The sequence below is a fragment of the Candidatus Poseidonia alphae genome, assembly GCF_943787815.1.
GTDB classification, from domain to species: Archaea; Thermoplasmatota; Poseidoniia; order Poseidoniales; family Poseidoniaceae; genus Poseidonia; species Poseidonia alphae.
Genome location: NZ_CALSNW010000003.1, coordinates 227563 through 245494 on the forward strand (window position 1 = coordinate 227563; position 17932 = coordinate 245494).

At 50.7% G+C, this 17932-nt stretch carries 17 protein-coding genes and 1 tRNA gene; 11 read left to right on the top strand and 7 right to left on the bottom strand.

Going from position 1 to position 17932, the window contains the following annotated elements:
* Nucleotides 1-24: 24 nt before the first annotated feature.
* Nucleotides 25-351 carry a hypothetical protein gene (locus AAA857_RS05805; protein ID WP_338174015.1) on the top strand — a complete coding sequence of 109 codons (327 nt, stop codon included), beginning with the start codon at nucleotides 25-27 and terminating at the stop codon, nucleotides 349-351.
* Between the two features lies 1 nt (nucleotide 352).
* Here the strand turns inward: AAA857_RS05805 and AAA857_RS05810 are convergent, their stop codons facing one another.
* Nucleotides 353-670, bottom strand: coding sequence for a NifU family protein (locus AAA857_RS05810; RefSeq protein WP_338174016.1), 318 nt, complete (start codon nucleotides 668-670; stop codon nucleotides 353-355).
* A gap of 182 nt (nucleotides 671-852) precedes the next feature.
* On the opposite strand from AAA857_RS05810, the gene AAA857_RS05815 reads away from it, so the two are divergent.
* Genes AAA857_RS05815 through AAA857_RS05830 form a run of 4 tightly spaced genes read left to right on the top strand, consistent with a single transcriptional unit; the run spans nucleotide 853 to nucleotide 4612 of the window.
* Nucleotides 853-1887: a sodium/proton-translocating pyrophosphatase gene (locus AAA857_RS05815; protein ID WP_338174017.1), complete on the top strand. Its 1035-nt coding sequence runs from the start codon at nucleotides 853-855 to the stop codon at nucleotides 1885-1887.
* Nucleotides 1787-2998, top strand: coding sequence for a sodium/proton-translocating pyrophosphatase (locus AAA857_RS05820; RefSeq protein WP_338174018.1), 1212 nt, complete (start codon nucleotides 1787-1789; stop codon nucleotides 2996-2998). The genes AAA857_RS05815 and AAA857_RS05820 overlap by 101 nt, the downstream gene beginning before the upstream one ends.
* A 48-nt stretch (nucleotides 2999-3046) precedes the next feature.
* On the top strand, nucleotides 3047-4000 hold the full coding sequence (locus AAA857_RS05825; protein WP_338174019.1) for a hypothetical protein: 954 nt from the start codon (nucleotides 3047-3049) through the stop codon (nucleotides 3998-4000).
* A 9-nt stretch (nucleotides 4001-4009) separates the two neighbouring features.
* Nucleotides 4010-4612 (top strand): hypothetical protein, encoded by a 603-nt coding sequence (locus AAA857_RS05830; RefSeq protein ID WP_338174020.1) that lies wholly within the window; start codon nucleotides 4010-4012, stop codon nucleotides 4610-4612.
* On the opposite strand, the gene AAA857_RS05835 is transcribed toward AAA857_RS05830, so the two are convergent.
* On the bottom strand, nucleotides 4605-4880 hold the full coding sequence (locus tag AAA857_RS05835) for a glutaredoxin (protein ID WP_338174021.1): 276 nt from the start codon (nucleotides 4878-4880) through the stop codon (nucleotides 4605-4607). The two genes, AAA857_RS05830 and AAA857_RS05835, sit on opposite strands and share 8 nt — an antisense overlap.
* A 24-nt stretch (nucleotides 4881-4904) precedes the next feature.
* Nucleotides 4905-5486: a hypothetical protein gene (locus tag AAA857_RS05840; protein WP_338174022.1), complete on the bottom strand. Its 582-nt coding sequence runs from the start codon at nucleotides 5484-5486 to the stop codon at nucleotides 4905-4907.
* Between the two features lie 94 nt (nucleotides 5487-5580).
* On the opposite strand from AAA857_RS05840, the gene AAA857_RS05845 reads away from it, so the two are divergent.
* Complete coding sequence (locus AAA857_RS05845) at nucleotides 5581-6081, top strand: NAD(P)H-dependent oxidoreductase (RefSeq protein ID WP_338174023.1); 501 nt, start codon at nucleotides 5581-5583, stop codon at nucleotides 6079-6081.
* Between the two features lie 4 nt (nucleotides 6082-6085).
* Nucleotides 6086-6925, top strand: coding sequence for a pirin family protein (locus AAA857_RS05850; RefSeq protein WP_338174024.1), 840 nt, complete (start codon nucleotides 6086-6088; stop codon nucleotides 6923-6925).
* 40 nt (nucleotides 6926-6965) lie between these two features.
* Here AAA857_RS05850 and AAA857_RS05855 read toward each other — a convergent pair.
* Both AAA857_RS05855 and AAA857_RS05860 read right to left on the bottom strand, forming a co-directional pair.
* A tRNA-Glu gene (locus AAA857_RS05855) sits at nucleotides 6966-7040 on the bottom strand.
* 67 nt (nucleotides 7041-7107) lie between these two features.
* Nucleotides 7108-7719, bottom strand: a complete 612-nt coding sequence (locus tag AAA857_RS05860; RefSeq protein WP_338174025.1) for a VTT domain-containing protein — start codon at nucleotides 7717-7719, stop codon at nucleotides 7108-7110.
* Nucleotides 7720-7796: 77 nt separating this feature from the next.
* Between AAA857_RS05860 and AAA857_RS05865 the strand changes: the two genes are divergently transcribed.
* Entirely contained in the window at nucleotides 7797-8297 is a 501-nt protein-coding gene (locus AAA857_RS05865) for a hypothetical protein (protein WP_338174026.1), read from the top strand.
* A gap of 6 nt (nucleotides 8298-8303) precedes the next feature.
* Here AAA857_RS05865 and AAA857_RS05870 read toward each other — a convergent pair whose 3' ends face one another.
* Together AAA857_RS05870 and AAA857_RS05875 are read right to left on the bottom strand one after the other, a co-directional pair.
* Entirely contained in the window at nucleotides 8304-8618 is a 315-nt protein-coding gene (locus AAA857_RS05870) for a twin-arginine translocase TatA/TatE family subunit (protein ID WP_338174027.1), read from the bottom strand.
* A gap of 71 nt (nucleotides 8619-8689) precedes the next feature.
* Nucleotides 8690-8944 carry a MoaD/ThiS family protein gene (locus tag AAA857_RS05875; protein ID WP_338174028.1) on the bottom strand — a complete coding sequence of 85 codons (255 nt, stop codon included), beginning with the start codon at nucleotides 8942-8944 and terminating at the stop codon, nucleotides 8690-8692.
* A gap of 51 nt (nucleotides 8945-8995) precedes the next feature.
* Here AAA857_RS05875 and AAA857_RS05880 point away from each other — a divergent pair, with 51 nt between their 5' ends.
* The 3 genes from AAA857_RS05880 to AAA857_RS05890 all read left to right on the top strand — a co-directional run bounded on the left by AAA857_RS05880 (nucleotide 8996) and on the right by AAA857_RS05890 (nucleotide 17632).
* A complete protein-coding gene (locus AAA857_RS05880) occupies nucleotides 8996-9700 on the top strand; it encodes an ABC transporter ATP-binding protein (protein ID WP_338174029.1) in 705 nt (234 codons plus the stop codon).
* A gap of 32 nt (nucleotides 9701-9732) precedes the next feature.
* The gene (locus AAA857_RS05885; RefSeq protein WP_338174030.1) at nucleotides 9733-14304 is read left to right on the top strand and encodes an FtsX-like permease family protein; all 4572 of its coding nucleotides are present in this window, start codon (nucleotides 9733-9735) and stop codon (nucleotides 14302-14304) included.
* A gap of 193 nt (nucleotides 14305-14497) precedes the next feature.
* Nucleotides 14498-17632 carry a hypothetical protein gene (locus AAA857_RS05890; protein WP_338174031.1) on the top strand — a complete coding sequence of 1045 codons (3135 nt, stop codon included), beginning with the start codon at nucleotides 14498-14500 and terminating at the stop codon, nucleotides 17630-17632.
* Nucleotides 17633-17932 lie beyond the last annotated feature (300 nt).

Sequence of the window (17932 nt, forward strand, 5' to 3'; positions counted from 1 at the left end):
GAGGGTCCTTCTCTTGGACATTGCATGGTGGATGTTGCGTTCTTGGAACACCTGGCCGAGGCCTTGTGCGGTGTGTCTGCAGTCCTGTTCACGTTTATAGCCACACTTTCACGGTCGGAAATGGCCGAAGAGATCGCTCAAAACATCATTTTCTTCACCCTCATGCTGGCTGCAGGAGTTCTCTGGTGGCTGTCCTATGCAGGTGGAGTATTGTGGGGCTCAAACTATCTTCCAAAGCCCCTTGCTTTGTTCTGCGTGATTCTCGCGGTGTCGGCTCGAATGAACATCAAAGGAGAAAACCTGTCCTTTGGCGCCAACCCTCACAGCATTGGCCGGGATTCTGAAGAGTGATTCAGACGATTTCGCCAGGTGGGTCATCGCCACCGCTTTGTGCTTCTTTGGCCATTTTTTGGTCAATGAAGGTCCGCATGTATTCGGGCAATTCTCCGTTCACGAAGATGACATCGTTGACATGGTCCAGTTTCTTCAAGGCGTAATAAATTTGCATGGCGGTCATCGGAGTGGATGAACAGCCGTTGCAGCCTCCGTCCAAGGAGAGCATAATGTTCCCATCGGTTGTGTCAATCACGTTGACAACGCCGTCATGTTCGTCGAGGATTTCTTGGACTGGACCAATCTCAGCCAAAATCTCCTCTGCACTGATGGACATATCTTTACCCAAACCTCTCTCCTCTTTGAACAATTGCCTGTTGAAATCATGGTGTGGGCCATTCAACTGCGTATGCTCGCTCGGTACAATGAGAAAGTACTCTAAATCAGCACAGTGGCTTTTTTTTGGAGGGAACCACTTATGAGGGGTTCTTAGGTCGCCAAATCAACAGGTGTTCTATAATGATGGGAAATATACCAATGATAGCTGCGGGTGCAGGTCTTTTCGGACTTGCCGTTGCGTTTATGCTGTATCAACAAGTAAACAAAGTGAAAATTGACAACGAAAAGGTTGCTAATATCACTGAGGAAATTCAAAAGGGAGCCATGGCGTTTCTCTTTGCAGAATACAAAGTTCTCTCGGTATTCGTCGTGGTCGTCGGCCTGGTGCTGATACCACTTAACGGCCTGGATACCGCAATCGCCTTCTTCGCAGGTGCTCTAGCCTCTGTTGCTGCTGGATTCTCTGGTATGCGTGCTGCAACCTCTGCTAACGGTCGAACAACAATGGCTGCAAAGAATGAGGGTAAGTCTGGAGCGCTTGCAGTTTCTTACAACGGAGGAGCCGTTATGGGTCTTTCAGTTGGGGGTCTCGGTCTACTCGGAATTTCTCTCGTAGCCTATTGGCTTGGTGCAGGTAATGCTAATCCAGACCTTGCAGCCGCAGCAGGATTCGGTATGGGTGCTTCATCCATTGCTCTCTTCGCTCGTGTTGGTGGCGGTATTTACACCAAGGCTGCTGACGTTGGCGCAGATTTGGTCGGTAAAGTCGAAGCAGGAATTCCTGAAGACGACCCACGAAACCCTGGTGTTATCGCAGATAACGTTGGTGACAACGTTGGTGACGTTGCTGGAATGGGTGCAGATATCTTCGAATCCTTTGTTGGTTCGATTATCGCAGCAATGATTATTGCAAGTTCCAAGGGATTTGGTGGGGATCTCTTCACAGGGAATTCGAGCGATTACATCATGATGCCAATTATGCTTGGTCTCATTGGTTATGTAGCATCCATTGTTGGTGTGTTCTCAATGTTCGTTCTCAAGAACGGCAAAGACGCAGCAGCAGCGCTACGTAACACCACATTCATTGCAGCAGCTTTGTTCTGGGCAGGCGGCTATGGGTGCCATCCAGGCTGGCTTAATCGACGTCCATCTAGGTGTTATGCATTCAGTCGTACTGGGCAGTATTGTCGGAATCCTCATTGGATTAGTCACTGAATATTACACCGGTATTGAGCCAGTCTTTGGAATCAAAACCAGGGCCATTCCTCACATCGGTGAAATGTCCAAGACTGGACCTGCAACCAATGCTATTGCCGGACTTTCAGTCGGTATGATGTCAACTTTCATCCCAATCCTTCTGATTGCAGGTGGAATTCTTGGTGCAAACCACTTTGGTACCCTGGGCGATGGAGAATTTGGCCTCTATTGCATCGCAATGGCTGCAATGGGCATGCTTGCTACAGTTGGTGTGACCATGACCGTCGATGCTTACGGACCGGTTGCTGACAACGCAGGTGGAATTGCCGAGATGAGCGGACTTGGTTCCGATGTTCGAGCAATTACCGATGAACTTGATTCAATCGGAAACACGACTGCAGCAGTCGGAAAAGGATTCGCTATTGGTTCAGCAGCATTGACTGCACTTGCACTGTTCGCCGCATACACTGCGGCAGTGGGCACAGACAATCTCGACCTTACCTTAACCAATCCAATGGTTGTCATTGGACTTCTCATTGGTGGCGGTCTACCCTTCGTGGTTGCTGCTATGACCATGACTTCAGTCGGTAAGGCTGCGGGCGACATGGTTGTCGAGATCCGACGCCAGTTCGCTATCATGAGAGAAAGTTTGTCCAACGACAAATCGTTTGAAGGCGACATCGAGGATGCGACAACATGGCCAGAAAAGGTCGTTTCAGGCAACATGACTTACCCAGATTCACAAACTTGTGTTGATATCTCAACAAAGGCAGCTCTCCGAGAAATGGTAGGTCCTGGTGTTGTTGCGGTTCTCGCACCCGTCATCGTTGGATTGGCCCTTGGAGCAGATGCGCTTGGCGGGCTTCTTGCTGGTTCTCTGGTTACCGGTGTTCTCATGGCTTTGTTCATGGCCAATGCTGGTGGCGCTTGGGATAACGCCAAGAAAGCCATCGAGCAAGGTCACATTGAAGGTGCTAAGAAAGGCGACGATGCCCACGAAGCAGCCGTCATTGGTGACACCATCGGTGACCCGTTCAAGGACACATCCGGTCCATCACTCAACATTCTCATCAAGTTGATGTCCATTGTTGCCGTTGTTTTGGCTGGCATTGACGGACTACTTGTCTGAGACCCTTAGAAGCGTTACCCTTTCAAGAGGGGCCGTGAACGGATGGCCATGCGAAGCACATGTGCACTTGCCTTGATGATGGTCTCCTTGTGTTTGGCTGGATGCCTCGATGGCCCCACTGTGAATTCAGGGATGGGCGACACCACTGAAGAGGAACTTGCTCTTCCCGACTGGAATATTGGGGACCAGTGGCTCTACACCTTCGTAACACCTCAATTCGGAGAAGACAGTGCTCGTTTGGTTGTTGCTGAAAAAGACAACGAGTCTGGAAACTACCGACTCGGTATTTCCTCTAAAGAAGAAGCACAACGGCACGCTGTCATCAATCACAATCCCTTCCTCGGTCGAGTGACCATGGACGGCCTATCGGTCTATGAGCAAGGTGACCCACAACCGGTTTTCAACTTCCCATGGAACGTTGGCGACTCGTGGGACTTTACCTTGTTCGGTCAAGAATGGACGGCTGAAACCGATTCCATCTACAACGGGGCCGTTGAAGTAAGTGCAACTTCCAGCGACGGCCACTCACTAGCCTATTCGTTCAGCGGTAGGGACGGTTTTGTTGACTCATTGATCTGGTCCGATGATGAAGGTACTGAGCAACTCATGATGCAGCTCACACAGACAAAAACAGATTATGAAGGCGATGTGTACTTCTATCAAGCCCGTGATTTATTGGATTCGGTTTACGAGAACAACGAAAACGACATTTCTGATTCTTTCCTTGACAGCGGACATCCCGATGGAACAGACTGGGACGTCCTTGTTTGGTACATTGACCTTGATATCTCCGGAGGGGGTTCAGGAACTCTGTCCCTTAAAGACCACCAAGGGGCTTCTCCACTGGTTCGTACATGGGGTTCTGGAGCAACTGAAAAAGGCTCAATTGGTACAATTCCTTCTCTTTCAGGAGACTATTCACTCACCGTGACGCTACGGGGAGGAGATTCAACGCTTCACTTCAAAGTCGCCGGCGGCATTTTTTCGCAGTGGACGTTGTGAGGGGCAACCATGCCTACGCTCATTATGATGCACGGCATGACAGGCGACGCCTCAATGATGCGACCCTTTGCGGAAAAAATACTTCCAATGGGGTGGACGCTCTTGGTGCCCCAAGCACGATACAAACACCCAACTCGGGGTTTTACCTGGTGGAGATATGAGAATTTTGACGCCGATGTGACGCGTCGAATGAATCTCTCACGAAAGGAACTTATCGACGTCGATGCTAGTCTTTCTCAGTTGGAGCATCTCATTGGAGCCGAAGCACCCCTTGGGCCGTTGGTTGTCGGTGGTTTTTCTCAAGGAGGTGCAATGGCACAGGAACTCCTTCATTTGCCGATTGCAGACCGCATCCAAGGAATTGTTTGTATTGGTACGCGGCTGGTTCGGCCGATGGAACTGAGAATACGACTTTCGGAGTTGGATTCAAAGCGTCTTTTTTGGATGCACGGTGAAAAGGATGTCCGAGTCCCGATTGAAGACGGATGGGCTGTTGCCCACCAGTTTGAATCCGCAGATTGGGCAGTGGAACTGATTGAGCACAAGAAGGGCCACATGATTCCAATCGAACATCATGATGCCCTCAAAGAATGGCTTGAGACCTTCATTTGAGATACCTGTTGGTCTCGTCGAATCCGCCAATAAAGCGCGGTTCATCTTCCCGTATGTCAAAGACGACGGGAACCGTGCGGTGGCCAGTTGCAGCCACGATCTGCTTTCGTAAGCCCGTGTGTTCATCAAAATTATATTCGGTGAAGCTGTAAGAACGTCCGTCCAAAAGACGCTTTAGCGCTTTGCAGTAACCACAGAAGTTTCCAGTGTAGACGAGGAAGTCCGTGTCTGCTTTTTCAGCATGCTCTAGAATCAGTTCTGCGGCCATGATGGTTCACTCGCAGCGTCTGCTTTAACCCTCTCGCGAGGGTGCCCACTGTTCAGATGATATTTCGGAACTGAACTCACCAGTCGAATCCAGACATAAGGCAGTCCATCCGTCGAGGTCGGGGATTCTTGGATTGTGAAAGGAAGCGAGAGCACCTTCCGAATGAATAAGGGCATGCGTCAAATGCAGGTTGACTTCTCGCTCAGACGCATGTCCAACGCGAATTAAAACAACTTCCATACCTTTCAAAGCCGCACTTCGAGCCAATACTTCAACGATGAGTTGCCCCATGCCGTGAATTGAATTGATGCTTGCTCCCATGGATGAGGACCATGTCTCGTCTTGGGTTTTCCAACGTCGCCCCTCAAGACTGCTCGTGTCACCTAGAACGATCACTCGTTGCAAACCGTTAGCGGTTGCAATTCCAAGCGATTCGTGCATGACCTGGACGCTGTCTTCCAATGCTAATATGCCTTCATGGCCGTTTCTTTTTGTCACGAGAAGAAGCGTGTCACAGCCGTTAACCGTTGAATGAAAGGTGACCCCGTTGATGCCGAGAAGTCTTGGGTCGTCAAGGGTAATGCCCACACACCATACATTGCCCATGGACATCGGATGAGGATGGAGGACATTTGTCTTCCCGTTGAGGTTGCTAGGATGAAACCACCCCCTCCATATACCTCGGCATCCTGAGAAAACCATGGCCCACCTGGTTTTTGTTTTGGCTTCAATGGGAAACAACAAAACACTTGCCAAAAGCGTTAGCATTCGGGCTCAAGAACTTGGTCACACCGTTGACATCCTTTCGCTCAACGATTATGAATTTCCGCTCTATTCTACCAAAATGGAAGAAGAAACTGATGATTTACCCGGTCTAGGGGACTTGATAGGTCGCTTGATTCAAGCCGATGCTTGGATGGTGTTCGCACCGGAATACAACGGATCTTATCCTCCGGTTCTCAACAATATCATCGCATGGTTGAGTCGGCAGGGTGACGACTTTCGTCGGCTCTTTCGAGATCGAACGGTTGCCCTCGCAACACACTCTGGCGGAGGTGGCTCCCATGTCATCATGGCGATGCGGATGCAATTTTCCTACTTGGGGTGCAACGTGATAGGCCGTTCTCTGATGACGAACAGCAAAAAACCAGCCAACCCAGATACCGTCACCGCGATAATTAACAGCATGACAATGAAGTGATCTTATGAACCGAAAACTTGCAAGTATTGTACCGACTCATACCGTTCTCGAAGGGGGTGGATTCAAAGTCCGCAGGCCAGCCGCCATGGGTCGATTGATGAGCCCTTTTCTTCTTCTTGATGAGATGGGTCCTGTTGATTATGCTCCAGGTGACGCAGTCGGCGCTCCGTCCCATCCGCATCGGGGTTTTGAAACCGTGACCTACCTCCTTGACGGAGGTATGCGTCACGAGGATTCTGCCGGTAACAGCGGTGACCTCAATCCGGGGGACGTCCAATGGATGACTGCCGGCCGAGGCGTCATTCACTCTGAAATGCCTCAGGAGCACATGATGCGGGACGGTGGGCGGATGCATGGATTCCAAATTTGGGTCAACTTGCCCGCCAAGGATAAAATGATGCAGCCGCGTTACCAAGACATCCCCTCCAAGGACATCCCCGAAGCTACCAATGAAGATGGAACGGTTTGGGCTAAGATTGTCGCAGGAGAAGCCCTCGGAACCACTGCGGTCATTGATACGGTCATACCCATCACCTACATTCACATGAAAATGAAGGCAGGGTCATCCTATATTCACCAATGCGACCCCGATCATAATGTCATGATCTATGCGTTTGGAGGGTCAGTTGACATCGAAGGTCGTTCACTCCATGATGGTGGACTCGGTTTGCTCGATAAGGGAGACGAGTTGGTGCTCACGGCTGAGGACGATGGCGCTGAATTCTTGATCTTAGGAGGCCCAGAACTCGGAGAGCCGATTTCACGGTATGGTCCGTTCGTCATGAATACCAGAGAAGAGATCTATCAAGCGATTGAAGATTTTAACAATGGAACCCTCGCTTGAAATGAATAAAGCGGCTGCTGCGCTCTGTTGTTGAGTAAGATGCTCGTGCCGGGATTCGAACCCGGGTCGGCGGGATGAAAACCCACTATGATGGACCTGGCTACACCACACGAGCGCCATTTGCGTCCACCGACCACCTCTTCATAACCGTTCCCGTCGCAACGCATGCCGCATGGAGGGATTCACTGCGATGGTACTGTGGCTTCTGAATCCAGATTCGACCACCACAGCCAAGCATACCAGGTCAGTGCTAAACCGGTCAAAAGAAGAATTGCAAGCAGTATTTCATTGTCAAGAAACCAATTCATGACGTCCAATGCTTGGCTTCCATAAATACCGATGAGCACAGCCTCCAGGCCAAATCGAAGCCCTCGTCCCAAGAAACCTGCCGCAATAAACGGTTTCCGCTCCATGTGGCCCATTCCAGCCATCCACCCAAGGACTTTGTACGGGATTGGCGAAAATGCAGCAATGAATATTCCCCAAGAGCCGTATCGCTTTGTCAACTGTTCCAGTTTGGATAAATGTCGCTCTTGTCCAAAACGAATCATGAGTGACGTTCCCCATTTTTTACCGATGAAATAGCCCACGAGTGAGCCCAACACTGAGGCGACTGTCACCACAAGCCAAAGCCAAACAACAAGCGGGGTGTCTCCCATGGCATTCGCCAACATCGGTAGGTAGAGCACGTCTGGAGGCACGGGTTGGATGATCGCTTCCGTAAACGAAACCACCCCAAGCGTGGCTGGTCCAAAGATTTCGAACGCTTCGAGCGTCTGTTCTTTCCAACCCATGATGGACGCAGCAAGGCTTCTTTGATGAAGATAGGGGTGAACGGTGTCTTCATCATGGTGATTCTCATGACCGTTGCATGAACCGGGTGCTTGACACTGCAGCATTGCTCCACTGGCCGGTTCCTGAGTTGACCGGGGGCATCTGCGCATACTCTCAACTGGATGAACTCGCTTCCGTCAGTGAAACGCGCTCTCTTCTTTTGGAATCTGCGCCAATCGAGTGGAGGGCAATCCCTCCTCAGTGGCTTGAGGACGCAAAAGCCGTTGCATCAGCAAGCGGTGATCTACCACGGCTCTCCGATGTTGACATGGACGTTCTCGCTCTTGCAGTGGGCCTCTCGCTTGAATTGGTAACCGATGATTATCGGCTTCAAAACGCGTTCAAACATCACGGTGGAACGGTTCGTTCGGTCAATACAAAAGGAGCCAAGCAGGTATGGAAGTGGGAACTGAGGTGCACGGGTTGCCGAGCAACGTTCCCCGTTCCAAAAGACGCAAAGCGGTCAAAACGAGGTGCTGTTGGTGAATGCGAACGGTGTGGCTCACCAACGGAAATCAAGCGAATGAAGAAGCGATGAAGAAATTCACTCGTCGCCTTCGAGGGCTTCAAGAGCTGCGACTTTCTTTTCGAGGTCTTCAATGGCCATGCCGGCGGGGTCAATCCCTACTGCTTTAGCACGGTCCATCAGGATTTGCTCGGGGGTCCGGCCACCTGCTTCAAGGTCAGTGACGGTCTTCACTGGGTCGCCAATTTGAGTTGTTTCCGCCAATCCTTTTTGGAATTCGCCTTTAGAACGGCCCAGAGCATTCGCAACTTCTGGGAGGCGTTGGGCCCCAAACAAAAGAAAAAACAAGCCCAAAAGGATGACGAGTTCAAGAGGTCCTGGTGTGAATGCCATGTTGCTTCCTCATGCTAACGGTGGTGCTCCCCGTTGTTGAAGGCTTTCCTTCAAATCTCACCGATGAGGGATTATCCGCCACTCACTGGAGGCAAGAGGGCGACTTCATCCCCGTTGCTCAACGTCGTATCGACATCACAACGTTCGCCGTTGATAGCAACGGCAAGACCGAAGGAGATCCATTCGGACAATTCAACTTGGTCGATCAATTCCCGTACGGTGGTTCCATCTGGGAGTTCGTATGCATGCTCCCTTCCACCCAGCCGTTCGGAGAGTGGGCCGAATGCAAGCACGTTCACCATGATGTGCTGCGTGGAACCAGTCATGCTCATGCCTGCGGGCAGGACTTTATCAACGCAGTTCTCTTTGGAGCAGTTATGACCCATGCACTTGAGGCCACTGCGCTGTGGAAACTCTACCAAGCTGGTGAATCAACGGTCCAAGCCGTTCGAGGTGTTGAGTTGTCTGTACGCAACGGAGATATGGTCGCTGTAATGGGTCCTTCTGGCTGCGGAAAAACAACACTCCTCAACATTCTTTCCGGAATTGACGAGCCCTCGTCAGGAAACGTGTCCGTTAACGGTTCCCCGCTATATGGAATCAGTGACAATGCCCGTACTGATTTACGGGCAGAGCATTTTGGATTTATTTTTCAAGATTTCAACCTCCTTCCTGTTCTTTCAGCAGTTGAAAATGTTGAACTCCCGCTGCTTCTCTTGGGACTGCAACCCTCTGATGCCCGCCGAGAAGCCCTTGAGGCCCTTGGCCGGGTTGGTTTGTCGGATCGAGCAGAGCACAGGCCTGCTGAACTTTCAGGTGGTCAGCAACAACGGGTGGCGGTTGCTCGTGCAATCGTACACAAACCTTCCATTATCCTCTGTGATGAGCCGACAGGAAACTTGGATACCTCTACCTCAAACGAGGTCATGACGCTTCTTAAAACCATGAACAGAGAACTCAACACGACGTTTCTTATCGTGACTCATGACCGAGAAATCGCCAAGCAATGTCAACGAATTATCACGATGAGTGATGGATTGGTTGTTCAGGACCAGCGGAAACCTGGTGGCGAGGAGGAATAATCCTGCTTTTTACAGCCGTACTTCTCATCGTGTTGGTCACGACACTGAGTGCGGTTGCTTTGCTTGCAGCGGGACGAATTTCTACCATCCCATGGCCTTCGAAAATGGTTTTGATTTTTGGCCCATCCGTGGACGCCTTTCTGATTCTATGGTTTCTCCTCTGGCTTGGTTTGTCCACTGTTAATGCCTTCATGGGCGGCTTGCTCGTCGGAATCATCTCCCTCACCTTGCTACAACCGTTGTTAATTCCTCAGCGCCTTGTGGTCTGGCGATTGGCTTGGGAAAACATCCGACGACGTCGCAGGCAATCTGTTCTGATGGTCGCAGGTCTCGTGATTGCCTCATCGATCATCACCTCTTCATTGGTGGTCGGGGATTCTTTGGATGCTACCGTCGGATACGAGGTTGAAGCCGCTTGGGGAGAAACCGATGTGCTTCTTTCCGGACTCAACCCTCAAACCGGCGTTTCGGTTCTCTTTGATGAACAGACGGCAGAACGTGCATGGAGCAGTATGGAACGCGATGCATCTCTCAGCCCCCTGCTCAAGGGGCGGCAATACGGTTGGGCTACCTCGGTAAGTTTGAGCGGGACCGATGGGGTATCGGAACCTTCAGTCTCCTGGTTTGCTCGTAATTCAACGGTCGATGCGTTAGGTGTTTGGTCGCCGCTTGGCGGAGTTGACGGTCTGCGTTTTTCAGAACTTGCGGCAGCAAATGATGGAGCCACTCAACCTCATATTGCCATCAATTTAGCCGCAAGTGAAGAACTTGGTCTTGAGGTTGGCGACCGTACAGATATGGGTTGGTACATCACCGATGAAGACCAACAGCGTGTTCGGCGAGTACAAGAGGTTATGATTGCCGCCATTGTAGCCAACGAAGGGCAAGGAGCAATGGCTGGGTCACAATCACCAGCCGTCTTCACGGACCTTGTTACTGCACAATCGTTGGCCGAACTTGAGAACAGGATCAGTCGTCTCTCAATTGCCCTTGACGATGATTTGAGCGACGAAGATGTGGAGCAGGTGGGTTTGCAGATTCAGGAACACTTGGACGCTGCTTTTACTGCCTCGGATGCGGGGCTCAACATTTCACTTGACTCGGGAACAGGGGCCGTGACAATTTCATCCACTTCGAACTTGGGCCGGGTCAATGGAGATGATGTTCGTGGGCTGCGTGAAAACCAGACTTCCCTTTATCCAACTGGAGTGATGATGGAGGTCTTGCAAGCCCCTCTTATCGATGCTGTCGTCGCCGGTGAACCTCTACTCACGCTTGCAGACAGTGATGTCACGGTACTCAAGGACAGTACCACTGCGCTATGGCACGCCAGTCCTTCGGGGGCTGGCTTCCAACTCCATGACACAAATGAGGCATGGATTTGGCAAGTGGACGCCGGTGATACGCTTAATGACATAGCTTTCACTGATGCAGGAACCTCTGCATCAATAGCACACGGTGAAGGGATTGTCTTGGCGGATGAACTTGAGTTGGACGAACCATCGGTGGCGACCTATGATACGAACCATCCCGTGGAGGCAGTGGCGTATGGCTCAGACAAATGGTGGGCAATTGAAGCAGGAGACGGTGCGTTGAACCTTCACGTGCTATCTGAAGGTTACAACGATTTTGAAATGCATAACCTCAGTATCATCCCTCCGTCCTCCGTACTCTCATACGACCTCTTTGTTGACGAGAATGTCCACCTTCGTATTGAGGGTCTCCTTTCTACATCGTATTACATCAGCAACGGAATGGATGATTTGTCCTTCGTTGCCTCCAACGCATCAGCATGGACCAACGATGACTCTCCTGATGGCATCGAACTTCACTCGCAATGCAATGGAGTCGCTTGGGCTTCAGTCGGGAACAACAGTGCTTGGTGTACACAAGAACATGGATTGTTACGATGGAATACCTCAACGGGTGTCATTGAATCGGTAAGGCTGCCAGTCATGTCCGATGCACCAGGTTTTGGACGGTTCCCTCAGATGTTCCTCGCATTTGGGGGAGAGAATTCAACTCTTGATGTTCCTGTCGGTCATGTTGCAGTTTCCAATCGTCTTCAAGGCCTACCGCTTAACGATACCAATTTGACCGTTTCAGTCAAAGGTGTGATTCCATATGCATACGGTAACGATACGGCCATACTTCTGCAAAACGATGGCGTGTACGCTACACTACCAGGCTTTGAACAACTCACTGACCTTGAAGCCGTTGTCCTCGGATTAATCCATCTGGAAGATGCAGAACGATTGTCGCTTGCTGACGATGATGAACGCTCACTGCTGCTCATTTCAGATGGATCATTTGCTGGAAACAGTTCTGCATCCGCTGTGGCGAACCTTACCGTCTGGCTTGACGAACAAAGTACAATTGACGATGTATTTCTAGGCGTTCGGGCCGTTAAGGTAGAGGCGGCACGTCAAGCAGCAGAATCATCTGGGTTGCTTTCGGCCATGTTCCTCGTGTTTGGAACGTTCACGATCGCAGCAGGGGTTTTGCTCGTCCTTACGATCATCATGCTCCTTGCCGATGTTCGCAGAAGCGAATTGGCCATCGCACGAGCTTTGGGCTTGAGGTCAAGCGATGCTCGGGCCTTCTTCGTTCAGGAAGGCCTGGTACTTTCCGTGGTGGCGGGTGGTCTCGGCTCCCTTCTCGGGTTGGGACTGGCATGGGTCATATCAGTCGGGTTTTCCTCGATATTTGCTTCAGTGGGTGCTCAATCCTTCCGGTTTGATTGGACGCTTGATTCGTTTTTATCAGGATGGATCTGGGGTTCACTCCTCGCTATTGGCTTACTGTGGGCCACAGCTTTTTGGAATGCTCAATTGAACATCGTTAAAGCTCTCCGTGGCGGGCGTTTGGTGCTTTCAAAAGGAATCCCATGGGGCGTCTATTTGATTCAAATCATTGGACTAGGCGGCCTCGTCATGTGCCTTGGCGGGCTCTTCTTCATCGGGACTTCAAGCGGCTTATCCTACGCCGCATACGTTCTCAGTGGCGTATTTGCGATGCTCATCTTTGTCCCATTGGTCACCTGGGAACTTCCAGTATGGCTCTCGTCTCGGCCGAGATGGAGTCGATGGAGCCGACATGGTCCGAGAAACACGCTTGGAGCTCTCGGAAGCTTGTGGCTGGTTTGGACGCTTCTTTTGGGACCGTTTGACCCGATTCGCTCCTCAATGAAGGCCGATGAATTGACCTTCATCGTCCTCGGTCTCCTTCAGGTGTTCTCAGGGGTCATGGTTCTCACCAGTATTGCTCCACTCGCAGTCAAGCGGCTCACCAAATCGCGGATGTTCACTCGTAAATTTGGTGTCGTTGGTCCGGTCTCATTGGCTCATCCTCTCGCACATCCTGTGCGGACTGCAGTCGTCATGGGGATGTTTTCCATCACTATGTTTTCTGTTGTTGTGCTTTCAGGCTATACGGCGCAATTTGATACCTATTCCTCGACTTTTGTAGAGGATGCAGAAGGGGAATTTGAACTGCTCCTCACATCGTCTCGCTCCCGCCCGATTGAATTGGACAGCGACCCCGAGTCATGGGGTATTGATCACGAAGCCATGGACAACATCGATGCCGTTGGGAGAATTCATCGAGCACCGGTCCATCTTGAGGACGCTTCCGGTGAGCGAATGCCCTACCTGCTCAGAGGTTTTGATGAGGGCTTCTCTTCCCATGGCGGGCTGCCTCTCTACGCGTGGGATGATGGATTGGGTGAGACTGAAGAAGAGGCATGGGAATCGATTGAGAACTTTGAAAATATTGTCTTTTTAGATGCGTCCTTTGGACTCGAATCAACAACGGATGGGGCCACCATTGTGCCCTTGCAATTTTCAATTGGAGATTCAATTACCCTAATTGATTTTTCAAATCCCAAAAACACCCGAATTGTCATGGTTGGAGGCTTCCTTCAGCAGTCCTCCTACATCTTTTCGCCAGGAGTCTGGATGAACGGGGAAATCGTTGATGAACAATTTGGAGGTGAAGTCACTCGGATGTACGTGAGTGTTTCAGATTCAGCCCAGCCGATCATTCAACCAGAGGCATCAGGTGAGGTCGCCGCTCAAGGGAAATCGGAACACGTTCGTCTAGCGGCTCTCGAACTCGATTCCATTCTTGCTCAATCGCTAGCGGAACAAAGCGTATCGGTTCAAACCGTTTCAGAAGAAGTCATGGTTATTCAGTCGCTCGTCCTTGCAATTTTATCTCTTTTCCAGGGGTATTTGGCCCTCGGCCTCATCGTTGGAGTTGCAGGAATCGCAGTGGTAACGGTGCGCAATGTGAGCGAGCGAAGAACCACCATCGGTATGTTACGCGCCATTGGATTTCGGCAAAGTCATGTTTTGGCCATCTTCATTATTGAAGTTTCTTGGATTGCCGCCTTGGGCATGTTGAACGGGCTGTTGATCGGTTACGGCTTCCATCTTGTTCTTTACAAAGCGATTTGGGAGGCTGAAGGGGCAGCCTTTGTGTTCCCGTGGGCCTCCACGCTGATGTTATTTATCTGCGGCTGGTTGATAGCGTTAATAGCGACCTATGGGCCGACGAAACGGGCATCAAGGATACCTCCCTCGGCAGCATTGCGGAACATATGATGGTTCCAAGTTATCTAACTTGGGTGGAAAATTACAAAATTTATGCACTACTTCCGTCCAGTACGGGGTGCTGCGGCTTATTTTATGACGGCCATGGGCTTGAAGTTCACGATATTCTCTATCCGCATCTTCGCGTTAGTATAAATACGACAGATGGCGTGGGAAGGGATACCGAACCTTCGGGGGTATAGACATGAAGAATATGACACCTATGATTCTCGGATTGCTAATGTTAACCAGTTTATTCGCTGGCATTGACTTTACCGAGCTGGAAGAAACCGTGGTGATTGAGGACACAGGAGCACGCTCAGGCGCTGACCCAGCCGTTCTTGCCATTACGACACCTAAAGAAACAGTTTGCGACACCACAGGGTGCCGTAACGAACTAAAAGTTGGTGAAGCCACCAACTTTGCCGCATACATCCAGAACATCGGTGATGCGTCGGTTGATGAATTAGCATACACGGTTACCGTATATCTTACAGATCCATCCGGTGCAGTCGGCATGATCGCCAACGACTCTACTGGAAATCCATTGCAGTGGGAAAACCTCGATGCAATTTGTGACGATGGTAGCGTTTGTGACTTTGATTCATCCGTGACGCCGCACCCGTTCACAGCAAACTCTTACTTGGGTGGCGGAAAATATACGCTACAATATGCGGGTCAAGACATTGAATGGACGCCTACTGCAGGTATCTACCTCATTGAAATCGCAGTTGATTCTCCGACAGATGCTGACATTGCCAACAATGCTCAACAAATTGAAGTGACCGTTACTGACTGGTACGATGTCCAAGTTGAATTGGAATGGGACGACGGAACAACATCTGTCACAGGAACCGACCCTGTTGGTTTCACCCTCACGGTGCTAGCTGACGGTTCCTCTTCTTTTTCCCCTCGTGAGGTAGAGATCCGACTTGGCCTTACCGGCGTCGTGCAATCGGCAATCGGTGGTGTAAACAACGACGATCTGACATTGAACGGTGGAATCACCACCTTCATGGCTGGAACTTCAACCCCGAACACACTAACCTACCAAAACGAGTCAGATGTTAACGATACAACCTCGGCAACAAGGACGATTTTGGATTACCAATCTGCTTGGACCTACACCGGACTCATTACTCCGGATGCACAGCAAAACTCAAGCAAGTTCGTTTTGGAAGCATCGGTTCTCGGATACGTTACCTACGGTCAATTCCCTGATTGCCTTGAAACCTTTGAAGACGATGGTAACGTCACAACATGGGCCCACTTCTGTGAAGTTACACAAACAGGTGATGACCGCCCAGCTACAGACTACGCCGAAATTACCGGTGCGGTTCAGAACTATCACGACATCCGAATTTCCCGAATGGGCGTGTACCAAGGATACAATTCTGACGGAACCGGTCAATCATCTAACTTCGTGGAAGACACTGCAGGAGGCGACCTCAACGTGGGCGCATCTCGAATTTATGCAGAAGTTCAACATCGGGGTGCCAATCCTACGGTTGGATACGACTGGAACGTTAGTTACACCGTATCTCTAGGGACCACGGTCGTTGATTCCGGTGTTGTGTCCAGTTGCATGGAAGGTACAGAAGCTCCGTATGAGTACAACATGCTGGGCGCTGGCGGTCCTGAAATTGGTAACGTTTGTATTCTTGTTACTTTGGAGCCAGGCGAATACACCTTTGAGTTTGATTTGGTCATGGCCAACAAGCCAACCACAATCGGCGCAACGGGCGCATTTGACATGCGTGAAAGCAACAACGACCGAACGATGGTTTCCAACGTTGTCAACAACCTCCCCCTCATCACTTCGTTTGAATTGGTCACTCAAGGTGACCTTGTCGTTGGCCAAGAAGACATGTTGCAATTCGCTGTAACTGCCTTCGACGTTGATGACCCATCCGGTGAAGGACTGAACTTTACCTACAACATACCAGGAGGTACTATTCCTGGATGCGGTGGTGCGCAATCGACCGGTGGTACTGTTTGTACCGCTATGGTCCTTGCTGAATACGTCACCATCTTCCCGGTCACCGTTGTTGTCACTGATAACCACGGTGGAGAAGTCAGCCAAGAAATGATCTTGAGCATCTGGAACAATGCTATCGGAACCGATTCGACTGCTACCGGCATTGAAGTGACATACCCGATTCAGTACTTCCTGCAGAGCAACTTTACCATCTCCGTTACAGATGGAGATGTTGGTGACTATGCAGACGTAGAATTGGAAGGATTCGCTGGTAAATACGATGCAGTCGCAGTCGTTGATTACCAACCGTCGACCACGTTTACCACCAGTGATATCTTGACTCAGTCACTCTCAGTGTCTGTTGACAAGACACTTGAAGCCACCAGCCTGTGGTACATTGATGGAAGCGGCAAGTGGATTGTTTTGGATGACACATCGGAAGACAGCACTGAAGACGCCACTAAGGCAGTCTTCACCTACGCCATCCCTGCAAACAGCCCGGTCATTCCTACAGGAACAATGGTGCTTATGGGCGGAGAACTTGTTGGTGGAGAGCTCCCTAATGCAGCAATCAGCAACTTTGCAATCGAGGCTCTGAAAGGAGGAGCAATCGGTATGAGTTGGGACTTTGAGAACCTGCCTCTGCGTGCTGGAGACAACGTGCGCCTCATCATCACCGATGGGACAACCGAAGTGGTCAACCAGACCGTTCCTGATTCAGACCGTACGTACACTCTAGCAGGACCTTCCACTACTCACGGTACGACTTACTCTGCAACCATTGCCGTTTGCAACCTTGAAGGTTGTTCGACACCAGGTATCGGATCGGCTACTGCGGACAAGCGGGTCGAAGGCGATGTCACGGCAACCAACCTCACCGTTGAACAAGATGGTGAGAACTGGATTGTTAAGTGGGACGTCACAGGAGATTCCTCCGATGTGGCTATGTGGCACGTCTGCTACCAACGCACTGACGACTTTGACGCAGCCAACATGCCTACCAATTGCCCGGACATGGTCGCAGGTGCCTCAGGTGACACGGTTACCATCCCTCAGCCAACAGCAGCGGGATCCTTTACCTATTACTTCACAGCAGTTCCAATGGATGCTTTGGAGAACATGAATTCTGCGGCGTCAATGAACAGTATTGACTATTATCGACAAGCTGATAACACAAATACAGACGGTAACGGCACCATTGGAGACGATGCAGATTCGTCCAGCGGTAGTGTCCCTGCAGGTGCATGGGCTGCTATCATCGGAGTGATCATCGTAGCATTCGTAGTTGGAGCTTTCATCCTCACTCGAGGAGATGGCGAAGGCGGCGAAGGTGCCGAAGACGGAAAAGACTGGGATTACTGATTCCAGAACAAGCTGAACCTACAGCAACTTCCACCCCACACATGCGGGGCTGGACAACGCTGGGAGGGCCGCTTCGGCGGCCCTCTTGGCCTTCCAATCTCATTTTCTTGCTACTGCGCTTATCCTGCCATGGATGTACGGGGCGAATCCGATCATTACTGATTGGGAAAGATAATGACGCTTTTTAGAACGAAACACTCATCGAATTCGTGTTATTTTCCTGCACGATTTAGGTAATATCATGAAACTGCCCTGTAGTTCATCTTGTGCCGGTATGGGTTGATTCAATTTCCTTTTCAA

Excerpts from the sequence above, each read along its gene's own strand:
- AAA857_RS05875 (WP_338174028.1), bottom strand. The coding sequence starts at position 8,944 with ATGACTGGTTCCACGCAGCACATCATGGTGAACGTGCTTGCATTCGGC.
- AAA857_RS05835 (WP_338174021.1), bottom strand. The coding sequence starts at position 4,880 with ATGGCCGCAGAACTGATTCTAGAGCATGCTGAAAAAGCAGACACGGAC.
- AAA857_RS05890 (WP_338174031.1), top strand. The coding sequence starts at position 14,498 with ATGAAGAATATGACACCTATGATTCTCGGATTGCTAATGTTAACCAGT.
- AAA857_RS05830 (WP_338174020.1), top strand. The coding sequence starts at position 4,010 with ATGCCTACGCTCATTATGATGCACGGCATGACAGGCGACGCCTCAATG.
- AAA857_RS05815 (WP_338174017.1), top strand. The coding sequence starts at position 853 with ATGATGGGAAATATACCAATGATAGCTGCGGGTGCAGGTCTTTTCGGA.
- AAA857_RS05840 (WP_338174022.1), bottom strand. The coding sequence starts at position 5,486 with ATGGGCAATGTATGGTGTGTGGGCATTACCCTTGACGACCCAAGACTT.
- AAA857_RS05870 (WP_338174027.1), bottom strand. The coding sequence starts at position 8,618 with ATGGCATTCACACCAGGACCTCTTGAACTCGTCATCCTTTTGGGCTTG.
- AAA857_RS05810 (WP_338174016.1), bottom strand. The coding sequence starts at position 670 with ATGTCCATCAGTGCAGAGGAGATTTTGGCTGAGATTGGTCCAGTCCAA.
- AAA857_RS05845 (WP_338174023.1), top strand. The coding sequence starts at position 5,581 with ATGGCCCACCTGGTTTTTGTTTTGGCTTCAATGGGAAACAACAAAACA.
- AAA857_RS05805 (WP_338174015.1), top strand. The coding sequence starts at position 25 with ATGGTGGATGTTGCGTTCTTGGAACACCTGGCCGAGGCCTTGTGCGGT.
- AAA857_RS05865 (WP_338174026.1), top strand. The coding sequence starts at position 7,797 with ATGAACCGGGTGCTTGACACTGCAGCATTGCTCCACTGGCCGGTTCCT.
- AAA857_RS05880 (WP_338174029.1), top strand. The coding sequence starts at position 8,996 with ATGACCCATGCACTTGAGGCCACTGCGCTGTGGAAACTCTACCAAGCT.
- AAA857_RS05820 (WP_338174018.1), top strand. The coding sequence starts at position 1,787 with ATGGGTGCCATCCAGGCTGGCTTAATCGACGTCCATCTAGGTGTTATG.
- AAA857_RS05850 (WP_338174024.1), top strand. The coding sequence starts at position 6,086 with ATGAACCGAAAACTTGCAAGTATTGTACCGACTCATACCGTTCTCGAA.
- AAA857_RS05825 (WP_338174019.1), top strand. The coding sequence starts at position 3,047 with ATGCGAAGCACATGTGCACTTGCCTTGATGATGGTCTCCTTGTGTTTG.
- AAA857_RS05860 (WP_338174025.1), bottom strand. The coding sequence starts at position 7,719 with ATGGGTTGGAAAGAACAGACGCTCGAAGCGTTCGAAATCTTTGGACCA.